The organism is Alphaproteobacteria bacterium (assembly GCA_035625915.1).
In the GTDB taxonomy this organism is placed as follows: Bacteria; Pseudomonadota; Alphaproteobacteria; order JACZXZ01; family JACZXZ01; genus DATDHA01.
In genome coordinates this window covers 1-21,161 of sequence record DASPOR010000016.1, presented here as the reverse complement: position 1 = coordinate 21,161, position 21,161 = coordinate 1, and the positions used below count along the sequence as shown (strand labels likewise).

Sequence of the window (21,161 nt, the reverse complement as noted above, 5' to 3'; positions counted from 1 at the left end):
CAACGCGGTCACCCTCCCTGAGATAGGGTGAAATGAATGTGCGTTGCGCGACTGCCGCCTGGAATGACTTTTCTCTGAAGCGGTGACGAGGCATTTAGCAGCGGATGAGGAGTTATCGGCGCCAAGGACTTCCGAATAGGTTGGGGTGCGTTTGTCGGCGTCAGTGGCGCGGAACCGATGAAGAGAGGTGCCCGAAATGTCTGGCCCATCCAAAACAGACAGCATTGAAGCGACCTTGATCCCGGGAGATGGGATCGGGCCGGAGATCGTCGATGCGGTGCAGTTCGTCCTCGATCGACTTGGTTCGCCCTTCGCCTGGGATGTGCGGCAAGGTGGGCTGGCCGCGATCGAGAAGGCGGGCGATCCATTACCTGCCGACACGCTGGACAGCATCCGCCGCACCAAGCTGGCGCTGAAGGGTCCCTTGACCACGCCGGTCGGTGGAGGGTTCCGGTCCGTCAACGTGCGCTTGCGCGAGGAATTCGGGCTTTACGCCAACGTTCGGCCGGTGCGGACCATCATCCCCGGCCAGCGCTACGACAATATCGATCTCGTCCTGGTCCGCGAAAATCTCGAAGGCCTGTACATTGCCTTCGAGCATTATGTCCCGATCGGCGATGACCCGCACGCCGTTGCAATCGGTTCAGGCGTGAACACCAAGGCGGGCGCACATCGCATCATCAAATTCGCCTTCGAGTATGCGCTGCGCCGAGGGCGCAAGAAGGTGACGGTCGTCCACAAGGCCAATGTGTTGAAGGCGTTAACGGGCCTCTTCCTCGAGACCGGCCGCAGCGTCGCCAAGGAATACGAAGGCCGTATCGAGATGAACGACCGCATCGTCGACGCCTGCGCAATGCAGCTCGTACTCGATCCGTGGCAATTCGACGTGATCGTCACAACGAATCTCTTCGGCGATATCCTGTCCGACGAAATGGCGGGATTGGTGGGCGGCCTCGGTTTGGCGCCGGGTGCCAACATCGGCGAGAGTGCCGCCATTTTCGAAGCCGTGCACGGTTCAGCCCCGGATATTGCGGGCAAGGGCATTGCCAATCCCGTATCGTTGCTACTGTCCGCGAGCCTGATGCTTGAACATGTCGGTCGACGCGAGCTGGCAGAGCGATTGTGGGAAGCGATCGTCGGCGCGATCAATCGGGACAACATACGAACGCGCGACGTCGGGGGGACCGCTTCGACGCGCGAATTTGCCGAAGCCGTTGCTCGACGCCTTTAGGGGAGGCAATCGGATGAAAGGTGCCGAGCTGCTCATTGCGGCGCTCGAGAATGAGGGCGTCAAGCAGATATTCGGCGTGCCTGGCGAGGAGAATCTCGACGTCGTCGAGGCGCTGCGCCGCTCGACCATCGAGTTGGTGGTGGTGAGACACGAACAGGGCGCTGCATTCATGGCTGCGACCCACGGTCGTTTGACTGGCAAGGCAGGTGTATGCCTTGCGACCCTCGGCCCGGGCGCGCTCAATTTCACGACGAGTGCCGCCTATGCCCTGCTCGGCGCAATGCCGATGGTCATGATCACGGGCCAGAAAGCCGTCCTCAGCCGGAAGCAGGCGCGCTTCCAGGTCGTGGATGTGGTCGCGACCATGACGCCCCTGACCAAAATGGCGCATCAGATCGTCAGCCCGGCGACGATCCCCTCGATCGTGCGGGAGGCTTTCCGGACGGCGGAGCAGGAAAGACCAGGGCCCATCCATCTTGAATTGCCGGAGGACATTGCGCGAGAGACAGCACCCGAGATTTCGCTGGTGCCGCGCCATGCGGTCTTCCTGCCAGTCGCCGAATCCACGGCGCTGGACCGTGCAGCCGAATTGATTCTGGCGGCCGAGCACCCGCTGGTGATGCTCGGTGCGGCCGCGAGCCGCCCGCGCCTGGCCGACGCCTTGTCCGATTTCGTGCGGCGCGTAAAAATTCCGTTCTTCAACACCCAAATGGGCAAGGGGGCCGTCACCGGCGGATCGGAGCTTTACATGGGCACCGCTGCATTGTCCGAGCGGGACTATGTCCATGAGGCGATCGACCGCGCCGATCTGATCATTTCGGTCGGCCACGATACGGTGGAGAAGCCACCCTTCCTGATGGGCCCAGGCGGGCCAAATGTCCTTCATGTGGGCTATCTTCCAGCGACGATCGAGGAGGTCTATTTCCCACACGCGGAACTGATCGGCGACGTCGGCCCGAGTCTTGCGCTTCTGGCAGACCGCCTCGAAGGAAAACTGCCCAGAGCGGGTAGTCTCCTGCCACTACGTAAAACGATTCTCGCGCGTATTGCCGATCGGGCGGAGGAAAGCCGTTTTCCGTTGACGCCTCAGCGCATCGTGCACGATGTGCGGCAGGTGATGCCGGAAGACGGGATCGTCTGCCTGGATAATGGAATGTACAAGATCTGGTTCGCGCGCAACTATCGCACTCGACTCGCGAACACGCTCCTCCTCGACAACGCACTTGCGACAATGGGTGCTGGGTTGCCCTCGGCAATGATGGCCGCGATGCTCTATCCGGATCGGCGCGTAATGGCTGTCTGTGGCGACGGCGGGTTCATGATGAACTCGCACGAGCTCGAACCGGCCGTACGTCTGGGGCTCAATATCGTGGTGTTGATCGTACAGGACAACGCTTACGGGATGATCCGGTGGAAGCAGGCGGCGGACGGATTTCCCGATTTCGGCATGACGTTCGGCAACCCCGACTTTGTCGCCTATGCCGAGGCCTACGGCGCCAGGGGCAGCCGCGTGGAGAGTGCGGACGGTCTGCAACCCGCACTCGAAGCCGCATTCGTCGGAGGTGGGGTGCACCTTGTCACGGTGCTGGTCGACTACGCCGAGAACAAGCGAGTCCTGCTCGACGAATTGCGGGCCAACGCACAAAAGACCTAAAAGCCCCTGCGATCTGGCAGGCGATCCACGCCGCGCTGAGATGAGGTGTGACGCCGAGGGCCAAGAGCTACCGCGCGATCGCCTCCAAGCACGACCGGCACAGGAAGTTCACGAGGGTTCCTCACACAGGAAGTCGAACCCCGTCATTGCATGCACGTAAAACACGGCGAAAAGATCGTCGATTGTTACGTACTCGTCGGCGCCACCCATGTTATGCGGCGTCGGGCCGTAAACCACCGAGGGTATATCCGCGAGACGATAGAATCGCGCGTCCGAGAATCCGACGCGCATGTTGACGACGACGTTGCCCGAAGTGATTGCCGCCGCGTTCTTCGCGGTCAGGCGCACGATCTCATGGGCGGGATCGGTCACCGTCGCCTCGCAACCGCTTAGCACCCGCCAGGCAATGCCGGGCATCCCGTCGAGCCGGGCGGCTATGGCGCCGCGTATTTCGGCAAGGGTGAGGCCCGGCGGGAAGCGAATGTCGGCGAGAGCCTTTGCACGGTCGGGGATGATGTTGACGGCACTGCCGCCCTCGAAACGGCCGATATTGACCGTGACATTCTGGAGCGTTTCACTCTCGCCGGCGCCGGACACCACCTCGGAGACGGGGCGTGCTGCCAGAATCACCTGTCGAACGTCATCGGGGATCGGGCATGGCAGGCGACGCAAGTCCAATAGGCCATCGAGGGCTGCCATCAGCTTCTCGATGGCATTGATCCCGAGATGAACATGCGCACCGTGATTGGCTTTGCCTTCGGCAACGACCTCGACCCATATCTGCCCCTTCTCGCCGATTCGGACGACTTGCGGGGCGCCGGCATCGCCGCTCAGCATGGCGTCGCCCTTGGCCTCGGACACCTCGGCGAGAAGATGCTGTGAGCCCCAGAGTCCGCCCGTCTCCTCGTCTCCGACAAGAGTGAGCACGATCTCACCGCACCAATCCTTGCGCCGCTCGGCAAGGAGTTGTGCGGCGAGGATCGAGGCGGCAAGCCCGGCCTTCATATCGCCGGCACCGCGCCCGTAGATCCGCCCATCGGCTACAGTACCACCGAGCGGCGGCACGGCCCAGCGCGCGGCATCGCCGATCGGGAACGTGTCGAGATGACCGTTGAAGACGAGGCGGCGTCCGGGAGCACCACCCGCAATGCGCACGACAAGATTCTCAACAGGTGGGCGAGCAACGATACGCTTTATCTCGGTTGCCGGGCAGGCGGCGAAGAGACGTGCTATCGCTTCCGACAGGGCACCGGTGTCGCCGGGTGGATTCTCGCTGCCGATACGCACGAGATCGGCGCAGAGTGTGACGAGTCGGTCGCGGTTCGCGCGGACCTTGGCCTCGAACGCCTGCCGAAGGGCGAGACTCCCTTCGCTCATAGGCCCCAACCGAGGGCGCCCAGTGCCGACTCGCTCTCGGGAAAATCGGTCGATTGCGCCTGAGGGATCAGGCCGCAGTAATGGCGATTGTGGTGTATGAGGGGCTTGCGCTCGCCATAGTCGACGGCAACGACAAGACCGATGAAAAGGTGATGTGTCCCGAAGATGTGCCGGGCGGCAAGCCGGCAGTCGAATATGGAAACCGCCGCATCGAGCGCCGGAGCGCCGGTCGCGAGACCGCGCCAGGCGGTGGACGCGAGGTGATCGCGGCGCGCCTCGGTAGCGCGCCCCGCGAAGATTTCGGAAATCTCGCGCTGGCTCGCGTCGAGAAGATTGACGGCGAAGCAGCGGTTACAGACGATCGCCGCAGCGACGGGGCTGCCGCCATGAATGCCGACGAGCAGGCTGGGCGGGTCGGCCGACACCGAGCACATCGCGCTGACCGTGAGGCCGAGACGGCCTTCGGGACCTGCGGTGGTCACGACCGTCACGGTCGCCGCCGCACGGCGCATTGCGGCGATGAAGTCCCCCCGGTCGACCGCTCCCGGCCCTGCGTCAGCGTCCATCGCAACACCTCCTCAGAGTGGCACGCCGAGCTGAATCACGCGCTCGCCCGCCGAAACGATCGGGAAGGTCGCGATACGGACGACCGGACCTGAGATCGGCGCGCGAATTTCCTCGGTGCGCTCACCGAAGACATTAGTGATCGTCGCCACCACCTGGCCCTTTTGCACCTCATCATTGAGCTCGACGCGCCGATGCACCAGTCCGCCCCGCTTTGCGCGAACCACATGCATCGACCGGATCACGTGGTTGCGACCGAATCTTTCGACCTCGCCAGGCAGCATGCCGATATGCCGAAAGACGTTGCGAAGGCCGCGCAACCCTTGCTCGGTGATCTCACTTTCGAGCCGACCGCCCTCGCCGAGCTCGACGCCCATCGCCGTTGCGCCGCGCCGCGCCATCACCACATGCGGGCTCTGTTCCGAGACATAAAGCCCCTCGTGGGTCGACAAGATGTAATCGGCCCCGAAGACCTTCGCCATCGCCTCGGCCGCCTCGGCGGGGGCACCGACACCGGGTGGTGGGAGGAAGGCAAAGGGCGCATAGCGCCCGCCGGTGGTCGGGGTGTGGATATCGATGAGATATTGAGAATGGCGTATGAGCGCGGTGAAGAGCCGGGCTGCGATTTGCGCGGCGAGGTTGCCATCACCGTCACCGGGGAACGAGATCCAGGGATCCGCAGGACTTTGATCGAGTGGTGACTTGAGAAAGTGGCCGACGAAGTAGCGGTGCTGCGCCTGCAGTGCCAGGGGGTTCTGTACGGGCACGACGACGACCGTCCCGCGCAGCTCGGCGAGCTCGATCGTACCGGCGAAGCGCGTCGCGATCTCCACACCGTTGACCTCGTCGCCGTGAAACGCTGCGCCGAGGTAGAAGACTGGCCCGGGCTGCACCCCGCGAAGCAAGATTACCGGGAGCTCGACCCAGCTCCCATCGGCAAGTTCGACCGTGCGCAACCGTGTCTCGGCGCGCTTGCCACGGACGAGCTCGACGCCGTCGAGCCGAAATGCTTCGTCATTTGCGGTTTGTGGTCCTGACATTTTCGCCTCTAGGGGTGCTCATACGGTGCGTGCCGGCGGCCCGCTCGTGGCTTGCGTGGGCAAGCTCACGCAATCGACTGACCATAAGCGCGCGCTCGCCGCCGGCAACAATCCGGCGGGCCAATTCGGACAGCGTCTCGAACTCGGCACGGCCGATGTCGCGAAACAGTTCGTCGTTGATTGCCTTTGGCTCGTCGGCGAACGCCGCCATCAACCGAGCGCCCTGCGCCGTCAGACCGAGGAGAACGCCCCGGCGGTCGAACTGACTCGGCCTCTTCTCGACATGGCCGGTCTTAACGAGGTGCTGGGCAATTATGGTGACGAACGCGCCCGACACCATGAGATGCCGGGCGACGGTCGCCACGCTGACGCCAATCTTGCCCTCGAGCTGTGCCACAGCGAGGAAGACGCGGTATTCCGGCTCGCTAACGCCGAGGCGGCGGGCGAGCTGGCTGCGCAGCGCGGTGAGCTGCTGCGCCATCTTCATGAGGTTTCCGATGAGTTCGCGGAAGGCTGCGTCGGAGCCGCCGATAAGCAGCGCCTTGCGAGTCGTGGTCAATGGGGCGTCGGCTGATCTCGCTGACGCTGCGGGCGCGGTGGCGCGGGTCGGCGTCGACCGACGTGCCATCAGCAGCGAGCTCTCACTCAGCGGCGGACGGCCACTCGCGCGGCGCATCGTATCGCGCGAGGAGGTCATCGACGATGGCGTTGAAGTGCTGCCACGGGCATTCACGATAGCTGTGGTCGCGTACCACGAAGGAAGGGCCGGCATAAAATCGCTCGTACTGCATATGCCGCGTGCCAAATTCGGAACCGAGTAGATCCCAGGCGAGACGAAAGAGCTTCAATCGGTCGAGGGCCGTGCAGTTCGCCGTCCGCCAGTAGACGTCGAAGGTCTCGCGCAGCTCCCGGTCGAGTAGGAAGGATGCGTCCGCCGGCATGAGAAAGACGCCTGCACCCATCAATTCGCGGATCTTATCGCAGATCTCGCCGTAATTCTCGGTGCACCAGCTCAGCGCGCCATACATATAGCGTCGGTTGAAGGCGACGTAACCATTGCCGAGATCTTCGTGGTCGAAGCACTGGCCATAAATCATGCCGGCCAGCATCGCCTCGAGCGCTGCAAGACGGCCAAGCGTCTCGCGCACGGTCGGGACGCGATCGAGATTGCCCGCAGCGGCAATCTTGCTGGCAAGGCCGAGCAGAAGCTCCAGCTTCGCCCAGAAGCGGACATTTGCCTGATGATTGCCGAACGAGTGTGAGGGCGTTTTGATATAGATCTCGCGCGAGAGCGGCGCATCATCGTGGCAGAAGACGCGTTCCCATGGAACCTTGACCGCGTCGAAGATCACCACGCTGTCGCTCTCGTCGAATCGGAAGGAGAGCGGGTTGTCGAACTCGCTCCGCGCCTGCGGCTCGAACGGCTTGCGCGACCAAAGAGAGAGGCCCTGGGCATTGACCGGCACAGCACAGGTAATCGCCTCTTTCTTGCGGTCCGGTGCTACGGGTTGAACATTGCCGACCCAGATCTCGTTGGCGAAGACCGCACCCGTGGCAAGCAACTTCATGCCGCTGATCGTCACGCCCACGTCATCCTCGTCGACAACACGCAGTGTCGGCGATCTCTCGTCGATACGCCCCGAAAACGCGGGGTCGCGGGCGCCGGGCGGTGGAATGACCGCATAGGCTATGTAGGCGTCCTCGCGTCTCGCCGCACGATAATAAGCGAGAAGATTGTCGGCGAAGGCACGGCCACCACCTTTGGCGCCACCCAACGCCTCGGGCTGAAGCGCCATGCCGGCAACGAAGCTCGCGACGTGGTCGGGGGACCGGCCGAGAAGCCCATAGCTCGCCGCGGCAATCAGCTTATGCGACCGCATCCGGCGCACAAGATCCTCGCGACTGCGCGGCAGCAGATAGTACATGCTGAAGCGATCGTTATCCTCGACAAAAGACAAAGCGTCGCGATGGACCGGGTCGAGCTTCAAGTCATAGAGCATCGCGATGGAACGCGCCGCATTTCGGAATGCCGGATGCACGGTGACATCGGCGATTCGCTCGCCACCGATATAGACGACGCGGCCGTCGCGCAGCGATTCGAGATGCTCCTTCCCGCTCCTCAGCACCGCACCCCTCCAGCATCACGTGATCGATATGCCAAGTACGTTAGCAAAATAACTTAACTAATTCAATTGGAACCCGGTTTTACGAAACGAGCTTCGGTGGTAAAGTTGATGGGCTCCGCGTCGAGACCGGCACCACCGCGCTTCGGAACGGGGAAGCAACCGGAACGAGCCGAGTGCCGCCGGGGCGACCTTTAACAGGTGCGGGCGTATGGCAGGTTTGCTGACCGAAGCTCAGAAGCAAATATTTCGCAGTAGGGGCTATCTTTACCCGCTGACGGCGATGGGCGAAGCCGCGGCCGGTCAAATGCTCGCGGCGCTTGAGCAGTTTGAGGCCGCACATGGCGGCTTCGGCCAGCACCTGCGCTTCAAGGCGCATCTCCGGCTCGCGGCACTGATGAAGGTCGCGACCCTCCCGCGCATCCTTGATGCGGTCGAGGATTTGATCGGCCCCGATATCTTACTCTTCACGTCGACTCTCTGGCCTAAGGACGGCGGCGACGGGCGATATGTCTCCTGGCATCAGGACTCGGCATATTTCGGCTTCGACCGCCACGACGAGGTGACAGCCTGGGTCGCCGTCACCGCAAGCCATCGCGGAAACGGCTGCGTGCGTGTCATGCCCGGCAGCCATCTCGGTCCCGATTACGAACATGAGGAGACGCTGGCGAAGGAAAACATGTTGATCCGCGGTCAGACGATTCATGGGCTTGACGAATCGAGGGCAGTGAACTTGGAGCTGCGCCCAGGCCAGTTCTCGCTGCATCATGAACGCATGGCGCACGGCTCGCTGCCGAACGCATCCTCCGACCGGCGGATCGGCTACGCATTGTTCTACATTCCGACGCACGTGCGATCGACGCTCGGCCGCCGAACGGCCCTACTCGTTCGCGGGAAGGATGAGTACGGACATTGGGACGCTGATCCCGTGCCTCGCGGAGACAACGATCCGCTGATCGCTGACTTCATCCGCCGGACGTTCCATCAATATCGCGATCAGGAATCAAGCCCCGCATGACGGCCAGGGCGAAAGTTGGCTTTTCGCGAAAATCGGGCTGTCATAGTCGAGCGGACAAGCGGTGCGCATCTATGCACGGCCTGCTTTCGGCTACGTAAGCCGTGCGACACTCGTGCGCTAACCCCTCCGCTTCAATCGAAAGGACCGAGTTTTTCGGGCAGGGAGATGGCACTAATGTTCTACGACCCAGAGCGCCGCGATCATGGCTTGCCGCACAATCCCTTCAAGAGCCTTGTCGTGCCGCGGCCGATTGGCTGGATTTCGACCCTGAGCCGGGAAGGTGTGGTGAATCTGGCTCCATATAGCTACTTTAATGCGGTATGCGATCGGCCTCCGACCGTGATGTTTGCATCCGGAGGGGCGCGTGCTCGCGATCGGCGCAAGGACTCCCAGAGAAACGCCGAAGAAACGGGCGAGTTCGTTGTAAATCTCGCGACCTGGGACCTACGGGAGAAAGTCAGCGCCACCTCTGCTACGTTGCCGAGCGAAGTGGATGAAATGGCGTTGTGCGGCTTGGCCTCTCTGCCGTCCATCAAGGTCAAGCCACCCCGGGTCGCAGAATCGCCAATCCATTTGGAATGTCGCTATCTACTGACCGTTCCAGTCCCCGAGAGCGATCCGGCAGAAGCCAGTGCGATCGTGATCGGCCGCGTAATCGGCGTCCATATTCGCGATGACGTGATTGTGGACGGGCGAGTCGATCCGAGGAAGTTCAAACCCATCGCTCGACTAGGGTATTTCGACTACACGGTGGTCGATAGCTTCTTCACGATTCCTTTTCCCGAATGATCGTGCTTAGCCGGATCCGTTCCGATTTGACAAGTCCACGGAGATTTGTTCGTTTTACCGCGCGAACCCGAACGGACGGAAGTGCCCCGGCCGGCAAACGGCTTTTTGATAGACTGTGGCGCGCAAATAAATCGGGGGAGAATGAATGCGCTCGCAAAAGTCGGCGCTCTTGGCGAAGGTAGACGACGATCGCGAATTCCTGATCGAATTTTTTCGGGAATTCGTCCGCTGCCCAAGCCCAAATCCTCCGGGCGACACCCGGCGCGCCGCCGAACATGTCTTGAAGCTCTTCCGCTCCCGCGGTGTCGACCACCGCATCATTGCACCGAACGAAATCATGCCGAATATCGTCGCGAGTTTCGATGGCGGTAAGCCTGGGCGACACCTGGCCCTCAATGGCCATATCGATGTGTTTCCTGTCGGCGATGGGAAGGGTTGGACCAAGGATCCCTGGGGTGGCGAGATAAGCGAGGGCAGGATCTACGGGCGCGGCGCTTGCGACATGAAATGCGGCACGACTGCATCGATTTTCACTTACCTTTATCTCCGGGAGATTCGCGACGAGCTTCACGGAAAACTGACGCTTTCCGCGGTGTCCGATGAGGAGACCTTCGGTCCGTGGGGGGCGCGATATCTCTTCGCGCGCCATCCGGAGATCATCGGCGACTGCTGCCTCAATGGCGAGCCGACAAGCCTCGATACGTTCCGCTTCGGCGAGAAGGGGCCCCTTTGGCTGCGATTCGCGGTGCGCACTCATGGGGCGCATGGCGCCTATAAGCATCGCAGCGCCAGCGCCACAGCGATCGCCGCCAAGCTGATTTCGGAATTGGAGACGATCGAAGCCTTGCCCGTCCAAGAGCCCGGCAATTTGGCGCCCGTACTCGATGCTGCGAACGCGATCGTCGACCGCGCGTGGGGAGCGGGTGCTGCGCGCAATCTCCGCCGTGTCACGGTCAATCCCGGCATCGTTCGCGGCGGCGTCAAGGTCAACATGGTCGCCGCCGAATGCGTGTTCGAGGTGGACTTCAGGCTGCCCAATGGGATCGAAGATCGTCAAATCCGCGCGAAAGTCGACGAAATCCTAATGGCCTATCCTGAGGCCAGCTACGAAACGCTCGTATATAACCCGCCGAGCTGGTCCCCACCCGATGCGGAGATGGCGAACTACATCCGCGAAAATGCCCATGTCGTCTCGGGTGTCGAGCCGATACCCGTCATCAGCCTTGGCGGTACGGACGCTCGACTATGGCGCTACTGCAATGTTCCGGCGATCGTATACGGCCCGTCTCCAATCGAGATGGGCGGCGTCGATGAGTCGGTCGGCGTCAATGAGTTCATCTCCATCGTTAAAACGCACGTCGCGTCCGCATATGATTACATGAGCCGAGAAACACAGGTGTAATCGTTACCCGATGCCCGCGATTCTGCGCACCAGATTCAATCCTTCGCTCCGGTCATAAGTACGATAGATGTCTTCTCGCAGATTCGCAGCCGTCGCCGCGTTGATGTTCTCGAAAAGGGCGATGCGCATGGCGGCTGCACTGCATGTCATGTCCCAGATCAAATTGAAGAGTCGATTCTTCTCTCGCGCCGAGACCTCGTAGCCAGGAAGGAATTCGTCCAACATGGCGCCGACGTCCTGCTGTTCCCAAGTCGCGCGTGGAACGCGGCTGATCAATCCTTGGCCCGAGAGCTCGCGCAACGCCTGCATGATCTTGGGATATTGCGATATCCCGTAGAGTCGTCCCGCCTGGACATAGGAATGGTTTGGGGCCATGACGCCGCTTTCCGTCGGTGCGGCCGTCTCGACCGCCGCGGTCATGCAAGCACGCAGGGTCGCGGCGTAGGCGATGATGTCTGCGACAAGAGCGCGCACCGCTGGGACGCCATCTGTGCCCAATGCATTGACGATCATTTGGGCGGCACCCGCAAAAATCTCCGCCCGGAAGGAAAGCCGTGTCGCGATCTTCCAGAAGGCGAAGCGCCCAACGACATTGTAAACCTGGGCGATGGTCTTGTTCTTGTAACTAAAGACATATTGCCAGGGCACGAAAACCCGGTTGAATACAAGGAGGCTGTCGGATTCCTCGCCCCGCGAATCGAGGGGATGGTCTTCCGAGTCCTCAAAGCCGCTCGTTATCGGCTCGCGGGCAATCATGCTGAGACCCGGTGCGTCGGCCGGTACAGCCGACCATACGGTGCATTCGTCGGGCATCGTCGGGTTGGGAGGCGGCATTGAGATCGTACCGATATTGCCTTGAGCGAAGACCGAGTTCCCCGCTTTGGCGCCGTAGAGGACGATGCCATTCTTATTCTCTTCGACGACGCGTAAACGTCCCGGCTGTTCAGGCATGGACAGCTTGCGATTGACCTGGAGATCGATGATGACGTCAGCCGAGATAAGATTGTGTCGTTGGCCCACCTGGATGAAATGTTGCATCTTTTCGATGGCCTCCGGCTCCTCCTTCTCGATGAGGTGTCTGAAGGCAAGAAAGCCGATCGCCTTGACCGGGCCGTAATCTGGTGGTCGGCCGAATACGCCGAACGTGCGAAACGTCGAGAGCTTGATCATGGCCACGTGGCGGCGCAGATCCTCCTTGCTGTAGGGCACGAGCCAGCCGGTTGCGATCCGGTCTCCGGTCTCGGGGTCGATTGAAGTAGCGATGTCGTGTGTTGCCGGCGCGAATTGGTCGTCGAAGATCTCGGCGAGCGTATCGATGCCGCGTTGCAAGGAAGGCTCCTGCGTCACGTCTTTTACGACCCGCCCGCTAATGATGACCTTGCGCCCGTCGCGGAGGCTTTCCTTGAACTGTGCGCCCGTCCTCAAATTGGGATATTCGGAGGATTGGGCAACCGGCCTCTGGACCAACCAATCCGGCTGGGAGGTGTCGTCCTTTGCCATGGAGCCTCACTGAACGATCGTTTGCTTGCCGATCCTGCTACCGCTCAAATTGCGAGTGCAGGCTCGACCGCGCCCAATTCGGGAATAGGACCTTCATAGTAGGGAAGTTTGTCGATGCGTGGCGCCCAGCGCTTGTCCGCGATCATCTTGCGCACATGGCTTGCAATGTCCTCGAGTGGCGCAAACCAAACCCCGCCCTTGCCGTGCATGTAGGCGATCAGCTCGGCGATGGCTCGACATCTCGCAAGACGGCCTGAAAGGAATGGATGCCAAACCGCCACCCATAGTCCGCCATACTCCCAAGCGGCGTCGAATTCGTCACGAAATACGTCCAAGGCATGCCGCGGAGCTTTTATAGCCATAATGTAGGCGAGATCGCGCGACGCCATGTAATGGGGAAAGTCGTCGAGGCCGTAATGGGAGGGAATCTCGATGACCGTTCCCTTCCCATTTGAAAGCACATACGGAATATCGTCCCCCATCAGGGACGCGTCGTATTCGAAACCATGCTCCACCAGGAGATCGAGCGTATTGATCGAGAATTTATAGGTCGGCGCGCGAATCCCCCGGGGCTTTTTTCCGGTCATCTTGACAATGACCTCGCTTGACCGTTCGAGCCAATAGCGCTCCTCCTTCGCGGGCATGGAATTGGGATGCTCATGAAGGTAGCCGTGATGCGCGATTTCGTGACCGTCAGTGAGGATCGCATCAACGGCCTGCGGATAGCGTTCCATGCACCAAGCGGGCAGGAAGAACGTCTGACGCATGCCGAACCTGCGATAGAGCTCGACGATCCGTGGCACCGCAACCTCGGGCCCATAACGCAGCATCGAGAGCGCTGCAATTCGCGTATGGGCGCTCGCATGGTGCGCCAGGTGAAGGATGCTGTCGGCATCCATGTCGAATGTGAAAGCGACCGCGCAGCGGGCACCGTGCGGCCACGGAATCGGATTGCGGATCACGCCTGCCCCCCTTGATGTAAAGTGCCAACTTACGCCGATAGACCTTACGCTCATCATCGCAAGAGGTCGAGCAGACGACAGCGCCCTTTGAATAGCAATCACCGCCGACTTTACGCTAATCCGACTTCGCTCGCGGTTGCAGCTGGCCCTTGCGATGAGCGCGCCAGGCGAGCATTGCCGGCAGCGCGATCAAATTTGCAATAAGCGCCATGGCGAGCGATATGGCCAGAAGTTCACCCATGCTCGCCATTCCGCGGTCATTCGATACCATCAAACTTCCGAAAGAGGCCATCGTGATGAGAGCACTTGCGACGACAGCCCGCGGCGTGCTTGTGCCGGCCAACTGCGCCACGTCTGTGACTTCCCTATTCCGCATTACGAGATAGACACCGAACGCAGAGCCCAAGCTGAACAGGAGCGGTAACGCCATTATGTTCGCCAAGTTGAGCTTCGTATCGAGCAGAACCGCCACGGCGACGGTGAAGCTGAGGGCGAGCAAAAGCGGAATGGCAACGAGCAACCAGTCGACAGCACTTCGCAGCACCAGCAACAGGAGAAGGGACACGCCAACGAAAGCCAGCACCCCGCTCATTGTAAATGCGTGCACCACGGTATCCGCGCCATCCAATAGATAAACGGCCGTACCGATTGCGTTGGGTGCGATGGCCCGCACCTGGTCGACGAAGCGCCGAAGGTCATGTGAGCCAGCAAAGCGGCGCTTCGGCGAAACCTCGATGCGAGCACGACCATCGGCACTCAAATAGCGTGACTTGATATTGGCGGGCAGGCTCGCAAGCGTGACCCGCGAGGCGTTCATCGATTCCTGTAAGCTTCGCAAGCGCCCTGGAAGATTTCTCAAGAGGGCACGGTCCAGATCCCGATAGCCCGACGCGGCATTGGCCGACTTTGCCGCAAACGCGCGCAATAGCGTGGCCAAACGCGTCGCCAGCGCAGCCAAGCTCCCGGCTTGCGGCGAGGCTCCTAGCCGGTCCAGCTCAATCAGCACAGTTTGCAGGGCCGCTTGATTGTCCGTCAGTGATGGCGGTGGCAATGTGTCGCCGGGCTCAATGACGGGCAAGAGGAAGTCCGACATTAGATCGATGATGTGCAGCTTCTTTTCCTGCTCTTGCGGCACAAATGACCCAAGCGTGATGACGTCGCCCACGAGGGACAGCAGCTTCAGTCTGTCTGCAAGTGCATCCGCCGATTTGAGTTCTGGTGCGAGAATATTGATCGAATATGGCGAGACCGAACTGTCCGATAACAGCTCGTCATAGGCTTTGACCGATTTCGAGTTGGGATCGTTCAATTTGACCGGATCGACCTCAAACCCCACGTGCGGAACTGCCGCAAGCGACAAGCACCCCAGAGCGAGCGTGGCCAGAGAGATGGCGCGCGCATGCCGCTCAACGAAACGGCCAGCTTCGTTCTCCCGCTTGTCCGTTGCCGGAGGGCCGGGCCGGGCCGCAATAGGCATCAGCGACAACAGGGCCGGAAGCAGCGTGAGGGTTGCGAATAAACCAATGATCATTCCTACGCCGGAAATTATGCCGAGTTCGGCAAGCCCCAAGTACGCGGTCGCCACGAACGAGAAAAATCCGATGGCCGCGGCAAAAGCCGCCAATGTGACGGCAACGCCGGTATGCGATACCGCCTCGCGCAGAGACTGCGAAAGTTCGCGCCCGCGGGTCCTCGCCTCCCGAAAGCGCAGTCCGACCTGAACGCAAAAGTCCATCGTTATGCCAATGAAAAGAACGGCGAATGCGGCTGAGAGAATATTGAGATGACCGATCACAAGTGCTGCGAAAGCGCTCGTCCAAACGAGACTTAAGACAACGGTCAAGATCATCGCCATCACGAGACGAAATGAGCGCACGCCGAAAAAAGCAATAACCGACACCAAAGCGATCGATATGACGCCGGCAGCTTTACCACCCTCCCTCACGGCGCTGACCTCGTCTGCCCCGATCGGGGCATCGCCAGTAAGCTGCACGCGTGCGGCATAGGATTCGTCGAGTCCGAAATTTTCGGCGATTTGTGGGATAGCAGAAAGTGCGGCCTGTCCGGCCCCAACCTGGGCCAGGATGATTTGGTGATAATCGCCGGGCTTCAATGGGTCTGGCGACATGAGTGCTCGCCAACTGAGCGGCCTCGAACGCCCGTTCAATTCGCCTTCGACCGTGTCGCCAACGCTCGCGAGGACTCGATCCAAATCGCCCACGCGTTCGCCGCGGTCAACCGTCGCCTTAGCCGCGAGGCCGAGGACGCCGAAAAGACCACGCAAGGTCATGTCCCTGGCGAGTTCGCCGAGCAATGGCTCAGCGGCGGCAAGGCGGTCCGACAATTTCTCGAGATCGGGGATGTCCAGAAATAGAAGTCCGTTTTGGCGAAAGAACGAATCACCCAACGGGAAGTATATCCAGTCGAATAGATCCGACCGCTCCTGCAACGCTCCAGTGAGGGCGAGAGCGGCATCCTCGGCCTGATCTGCGGTGTCTGCCGTAACGAGGATGGCAAGGTTGCCATCAAGGGTTGGAAAAGCCGCTTCGAATTCCCGATCTAACTTCCGAAAAGGCAAATCCGGAGAGAGCATATCGGCGGTGCTTGTCCGCATCGTGAGATGGCCCACCGCGTAATAGCCACCGGCGGCCGCAACGATAAATGCAGCCGCCACTATTGGCTTCGCATAACGCTGAACCAAACCGCTCCAACGGGCGAGCAGATGTGTAAGAGTAGTGTCCAGCAGCGTGCCCGATCCTTCCGTTCAGACACCTCTTTTCTTCAAATAACGTCTTTCGACCGCCTCCGACCCACCAACATTCCGAAAGCGGCCGGGCATGAATACACAAATCTGTCCGACACAATACCATGGTCCAATAGATTCGACCGAAGTGCCGTGGCATTCTCGCCTTGGTGAAATCTTGGCCAAGTTCGACCGGCATCAAGCGTGTTCCGACAGCGCCGGACGAGACAAAGCCAGCTCTCAGGCTTAGCGGACGAAGCGGGGCGTTTCGCGGGCGATCCAGTTTTATGCGGGAATTTGGCCGTCGCGCGCACCGCACCAGCATCGTTTGAATGGATGCCGTTGAAACCCGACAAGCAAACACTGCCGTAGGGGTAAGCCATGGCGAGAATTCCGTTCTGGATGATGGTGACTATTGCCGTAGTGCTCGCCGTCTTGTGCGACACGGCTATATCCGAGCCGGACACATATGAGCTGCACAGCGTTGCGAAGTCACTTTGAATGTCTATGCGCCGGCTTTATTCGAATGTGTCGGTTAAGGTGACGGGATCGGACATGTGGGTCAACGGGCGATGAATTTCGAAAGGGTTCATGAAATGGAGGACCGAATCGGATTCCTTCGGATCGGAGGTCATCCCACTCAAAGCACCGGCCGATCGTAGAAGGGTACTCGCTCGACACGCGGAGTCCAGCGCCCGTTGCCAATGAGGGTGCGCGTATGGGCTGCGATGTCCTCGAGTTTCGCAAACCACACTCCACCTTTGCGCTGCATGTGCTCGATGAGCTCGCGGATGGCCAGTGCTTGCGCAGGGCGTCCGCTCACGGCGGGATGCCAGACCGAAATCCACATGCCGCCGAATTCCCACATCGCATCGAACTCGGCCCGATAGACCTCGAGCGCGTGGCGGGGCGGTGAGATCTTCATCAGATAATCGAACGCTCGGCTTGAGACGTATTGGTTGTAGTCGTCGACCGAGGCCGGCACTGGCAACTCAACCAAGCTGCCCTTACCGTTGTCGAGGAGGATCGGGATGTCGTCCGCAAAGAGCGATGAATCGTAAAGCATGCCGGCTTCGATCAGTAGATCGAAACTGCGGCGCGAAAGACCGTAATAGGGGGCACGATACCCGCGCGGCCGTTTCCCGGTCAGCTGCTCGATGAGTTGAGCCCCTTTGTCGAGCGCGTGGCGTTCCTCATCCGAGTCCTGCTTATTCGGCCATTCATGGAAATGTCCGTGGTGCGCGACTTCGTTGTCGTGGGAGAGGATGTACTCAACCGCTCGCGGATAGGCTTCGATAACCCAACCTGGAACGAAGCAAGTCAGCGGAATTTTATATCCTCCGAAGAGATCGACGATTCGCGGCAGCCCTACCAGCGGATCGTAGCGCATGTGCGCCAGGGCATGCAGTTCGTTGACGGCACGCTCTCGATGGGTCGCATGAACGACGCTGTCGGCGTCCACGTCGAAGCTGAAACCGACGGCGCAGCGCGCCTCGTCGGGCCAGGGCAGCGGATTCTTGATCATCGCGGTTTCCTCTCTAGGCCTTCACAACCATGTCGCGCGGAAAGCTCGTCAAGATTTCGGGTGCGCCGTGGGCCGTGACGCGGAAGGTCTCGCTGAGCTCGAATCCCCAATCCTCGCTCCATATCCCGAGAATCATGTGAAAGCACATATTTGGCTCGAGCACGGTGTAATCGCCTTGTCGGAGGCTCGCCGTGCGCTCACCCCAATCCGGCGGGTAGCTGAGTCCAATCGAATAACCGATGCGTGAACTTTTAGTGTACCCAGCACGTTCAATGACGACCCGCCAAGCGGCCTCAACCTCGTGACAGGTTCGTCCGGAGCGTGCCGCATCCAGTGCCCTGTCAAGCCCCTCAGACACGACCTTCGCGAGTTCGACCAAGCGCTTGGGCGGCCGACCGAGATAAAGGGTCCGGGCGAGAGCCGCGTGATAACGGTGGCTGCACCCGCCGAGTTCGAGATAGGCGACGGTATTCCGCTGATAACGATCGCCCGACCACGTGAGATGTGGCGCCGCCGTCTTGACCCCGCTCGGCACCTGAGGCATGGCAGATGGGTAGTCCCCCCATTGATCGCCGGTACCGCGCAACTGGGCTGAGCAAATCTCGGCCACTGCGTCGCATTCACGCACACCGGGAGCCACTGCTGCTATGCCGATTTCCATCGCGTGGGAGACAATCGCTGCGGCAGCACGCATCATCGCGATCTCGGGTGGCGATTTTACGATCCGGACACAATTGACGAGCGGATAAACGTCGATAAGACAAGCGTCGGGCAGCGCTTTTGTAAGCTCGGCGAAGGCTCGTCCCGTGAAGTAGAAGGCGTCGAGTTCCAGGCCGATGTTGGCATGCCCGTAACCCCGCGCCTTCATCAGCTCCGCGACAAAGCGCGCGGGATGCCGATCGGGTGAGTCGACATAGTCCTCGGGATAGGGCTCGATGCTTTCCGGCTTGAGATTTGTCGTGAGCCGTGCGCCGGGAGCGTCCATCGCACGGCCAACCCAGAGCGGCTCATCCATGGTCAGCGCGAGGACGAGGAATTGATGCACGTAAAATGACCAGCCATCATAACCGCAGAGGTAATTAAGGCTCGCGGGCTCGGCGCACAGAAGCACGTCGATGCCAGCACCTTCCATGCGGCGTTTCACGCGCGTGATCCGATCGCGATACTCCGTGGCGGAAAAGGCGGGCACGATGACAACGCGCTCAGAACAATTCCGGCAGCGTTTCCCGGAACTTTCGGATCGACTCGATGTGCGCCGTTGGATTTGTCAGTTGCCCTATGTTTGCCTTGTTCCACCGCTGTTCGGCCTCGATCCAGCGCTCCGGCATCGTGTTGACCGTGATATGGCTTGCGCCCAGCTGCTTCCACGCCTCGATTTCCGTGCGCAGTTGATCCGAAGTGCGATCGATGATCGTCATGGTCGCTTCGATGCCGATGGCAGCAGGATCGCGTCCATGCCGTCGTGCCGCCGACCGCATCTTTTCGACACTTCGGCGGCCAACATCGTCGGCCTGAAAGTTCGGTAGCCAACCGTCGCCCAAGCGAGCAACACGATCGATGGCCGCATCGGATATGCCGCCGATCCAAATCGGAATTGGCCGCTGAACCGGAAGCGGATTGAGTCCGCCATCCTCGATGCGGTGGTAGCGGCCCTCATAGGTGACAAGCGGGGCCGTCCATAGGCGGCGTAACACTTCAATCTGTTCGTCGGCGCGCCGTCCGCGGTTTTTGAAGTTTTCTCCGCACGCCTCGAATTCCTCGGGCTTGACGCCCACGCCCACACCAAGCCGCAGTCGGCCACGACTCAGGACGTCGACTTCAACCGCCTGCTTCGCCACGACTGCGGTACCACGCATCGGTAATATGAGAATACCTGTCACGAGCTCGACCCTGCTCGTGATCGCGGCGAGATAGCCGAAAAGGACGAAGAGCTCATGAAACATGTCTTCTGCATCGTGGACGTATTTCCAGCCGGGACGGCTTGCTTTGTTGAGGCCGATGACTTGGTCGAAGGCCGTGATGTGAGCATAGCCGAGCTCCTCCGCTGCTTGTGCAAAGTCGCTAATTGCTGCTGGGTCGGCACCAATCTCGAACTGGGGAAAGAGCGCGCCAATTCGCATGATCGACACTCCTCAACGAAAGACAACGCTTCGCCTAGTTTTTAGCAGAATGTGCGCCGTGATTACTCAGTCATTTATCACAATCTCCCATAGCGACAATAAAATGAATCTCGCCAGGTGAATTTTCGCGGTCGGTAACTTGACTCACGACTTACGTCCGCAGAAGATCATTACGGGCGCGGCCAAAAACAGCAATCTCAACAGGAGGTGTGAGATGAACGATCACGGAAGGCTTTGCAGTAGGGCGTTAGTAGGGGCGTTCGCGGCCAGCTTACTCTTGTGTTCGGCCGCTCAGTCTGCCGTCACAAAGGGGCCGGTGACCGACGAAATTGGCGTCTTGGTGATCCCCAAGGGTGCACCGATCGTGATCGGCGGCTATTGGGTGTTGTCGGGTGCGGACTCCGCCCTCGGCGTTGATCAAAAGCGCGGCGTGGAGCTGGCGCTCAAGGATCGCAACAATGCGCTGCTTGGCCATCCCCTCAAGCTGATCGCGGAGGATTCGGGATGCAACGCGGAGGGTGGGCAGACCGCGGCAACTAAGCTTGCCGCCCATCCCGAGATGGCGGCCGTTGTCGGTCCGTCTTGCTCGAGTGAGGCAACGCCGGGTGCGCCAATCCTGTGGAAGGCTGGCCTAATCGACGTATGCACGTCCTGCACCGCGCCCACACTCACCGCGCCAGACCGAAAGCCCGACTATGACGGCTTCCTAAGGACCATTTACAGCGACAGCGACCAGGGTCGCTATGACGCGAAATATGTGCACGATGTTCTGAAGGCAAAGACCGTCGTAACACTCCATGATGGTAGCCCGTACGCCCAGCAGCTTGCGTCGGTCATGGGCAAGAACTTCGCGGAGATGGGCGGAAAAGTCCTGTCCGAGGAGGCGGTAGCCCCCACCGACGTCGACATGCACCCGGTGCTGACCCGGATTGCGACCGAGCACCCGGATGTCCTGTACTTCCCGGTCTTCGTTGCTGCGGGGGCCCAGCTCCTGCGCCAAGCCAAAACGACACAGGGTTTGGAGAATACAACGCTGCTTGGCGGTTCCTCCCTAATGGCGGCCGATTTCATCGAGGCGGCCAAGGACGCAGTCGTGGGTTTCGACTTCACTTA

The 21,161-nt window shown here is 60.6% G+C and carries 17 protein-coding genes; 6 read left to right on the top strand and 11 right to left on the bottom strand.

Annotated features, from left to right (window positions below; genetic code table 11):
• Window positions 1–196: 196 nt before the first annotated feature.
• Entirely contained in the window at window positions 197–1,231 is a 1,035-nt protein-coding gene (locus tag VEJ16_01650; protein HYB08357.1) for an isocitrate/isopropylmalate family dehydrogenase, read from the top strand.
• Between the two features lie 13 nt (window positions 1,232–1,244).
• Window positions 1,245–2,885: an acetolactate synthase large subunit gene (locus tag VEJ16_01645; protein ID HYB08356.1), complete on the top strand. Its 1,641-nt coding sequence runs from the start codon at window positions 1,245–1,247 to the stop codon at window positions 2,883–2,885.
• A 108-nt stretch (window positions 2,886–2,993) separates the two neighbouring features.
• Here the strand turns inward: VEJ16_01645 and VEJ16_01640 are convergent, their stop codons facing one another.
• The 5 genes from VEJ16_01640 to VEJ16_01620 form a co-directional block, all read right to left on the bottom strand.
• Window positions 2,994–4,262, bottom strand: a complete 1,269-nt coding sequence (locus VEJ16_01640; GenBank protein ID HYB08355.1) for a M20/M25/M40 family metallo-hydrolase — start codon at window positions 4,260–4,262, stop codon at window positions 2,994–2,996.
• A complete protein-coding gene (locus VEJ16_01635) occupies window positions 4,259–4,828 on the bottom strand; it encodes a flavin reductase family protein (GenBank protein ID HYB08354.1) in 570 nt (189 codons plus the stop codon). The genes VEJ16_01640 and VEJ16_01635 overlap by 4 nt, the downstream gene beginning before the upstream one ends.
• 12 nt (window positions 4,829–4,840) lie before the next feature.
• A complete protein-coding gene (locus VEJ16_01630; GenBank protein ID HYB08353.1) occupies window positions 4,841–5,866 on the bottom strand; it encodes a succinylglutamate desuccinylase/aspartoacylase family protein in 1,026 nt (341 codons plus the stop codon).
• Entirely contained in the window at window positions 5,841–6,353 is a 513-nt protein-coding gene (locus VEJ16_01625) for a MarR family transcriptional regulator (protein HYB08352.1), read from the bottom strand. Before VEJ16_01625 ends, VEJ16_01630 begins: the two co-directional genes overlap by 26 nt.
• Window positions 6,354–6,507: 154 nt before the next feature.
• Window positions 6,508–7,992: a 4-hydroxyphenylacetate 3-hydroxylase N-terminal domain-containing protein gene (locus VEJ16_01620; protein ID HYB08351.1), complete on the bottom strand. Its 1,485-nt coding sequence runs from the start codon at window positions 7,990–7,992 to the stop codon at window positions 6,508–6,510.
• A gap of 208 nt (window positions 7,993–8,200) precedes the next feature.
• Between VEJ16_01620 and VEJ16_01615 the strand changes: the two genes are divergently transcribed.
• The 3 genes from VEJ16_01615 to VEJ16_01605 all read left to right on the top strand — a co-directional run bounded on the left by VEJ16_01615 (window position 8,201) and on the right by VEJ16_01605 (window position 11,198).
• The gene (locus VEJ16_01615; protein HYB08350.1) at window positions 8,201–9,007 is read left to right on the top strand and encodes a phytanoyl-CoA dioxygenase family protein; all 807 of its coding nucleotides are present in this window, start codon (window positions 8,201–8,203) and stop codon (window positions 9,005–9,007) included.
• A gap of 174 nt (window positions 9,008–9,181) precedes the next feature.
• On the top strand, window positions 9,182–9,796 hold the full coding sequence (locus VEJ16_01610; GenBank protein HYB08349.1) for a flavin reductase family protein: 615 nt from the start codon (window positions 9,182–9,184) through the stop codon (window positions 9,794–9,796).
• A gap of 145 nt (window positions 9,797–9,941) precedes the next feature.
• Window positions 9,942–11,198 (top strand): M20/M25/M40 family metallo-hydrolase, encoded by a 1,257-nt coding sequence (locus VEJ16_01605; protein HYB08348.1) that lies wholly within the window; start codon window positions 9,942–9,944, stop codon window positions 11,196–11,198.
• A 3-nt stretch (window positions 11,199–11,201) separates the two neighbouring features.
• Here the strand turns inward: VEJ16_01605 and VEJ16_01600 are convergent, their stop codons facing one another.
• The 6 genes from VEJ16_01600 to VEJ16_01575 all read right to left on the bottom strand — a co-directional run bounded on the left by VEJ16_01600 (window position 11,202) and on the right by VEJ16_01575 (window position 20,048).
• The gene (locus tag VEJ16_01600) at window positions 11,202–12,698 is read right to left on the bottom strand and encodes a 4-hydroxyphenylacetate 3-hydroxylase N-terminal domain-containing protein (GenBank protein ID HYB08347.1); all 1,497 of its coding nucleotides are present in this window, start codon (window positions 12,696–12,698) and stop codon (window positions 11,202–11,204) included.
• Window positions 12,699–12,742: 44 nt separating this feature from the next.
• On the bottom strand, window positions 12,743–13,660 hold the full coding sequence (locus VEJ16_01595; GenBank protein ID HYB08346.1) for a polysaccharide deacetylase: 918 nt from the start codon (window positions 13,658–13,660) through the stop codon (window positions 12,743–12,745).
• Window positions 13,661–13,775: 115 nt separating this feature from the next.
• On the bottom strand, window positions 13,776–16,382 hold the full coding sequence (locus VEJ16_01590) for an MMPL family transporter (GenBank protein HYB08345.1): 2,607 nt from the start codon (window positions 16,380–16,382) through the stop codon (window positions 13,776–13,778).
• A 661-nt stretch (window positions 16,383–17,043) separates the two neighbouring features.
• Window positions 17,044–17,928, bottom strand: a complete 885-nt coding sequence (locus tag VEJ16_01585) for a polysaccharide deacetylase (GenBank protein HYB08344.1) — start codon at window positions 17,926–17,928, stop codon at window positions 17,044–17,046.
• Window positions 17,929–17,941: 13 nt separating this feature from the next.
• Window positions 17,942–19,117 (bottom strand): M24 family metallopeptidase, encoded by a 1,176-nt coding sequence (locus VEJ16_01580; GenBank protein ID HYB08343.1) that lies wholly within the window; start codon window positions 19,115–19,117, stop codon window positions 17,942–17,944.
• 13 nt (window positions 19,118–19,130) lie between these two features.
• A complete protein-coding gene (locus VEJ16_01575; GenBank protein ID HYB08342.1) occupies window positions 19,131–20,048 on the bottom strand; it encodes an LLM class F420-dependent oxidoreductase in 918 nt (305 codons plus the stop codon).
• Window positions 20,049–20,364: 316 nt separating this feature from the next.
• Between VEJ16_01575 and VEJ16_01570 the strand changes: the two genes are divergently transcribed.
• Window positions 20,365–21,161 (top strand): branched-chain amino acid ABC transporter substrate-binding protein (locus tag VEJ16_01570; GenBank protein HYB08341.1); only part of this gene is annotated, 797 nt, incomplete at its 3' end.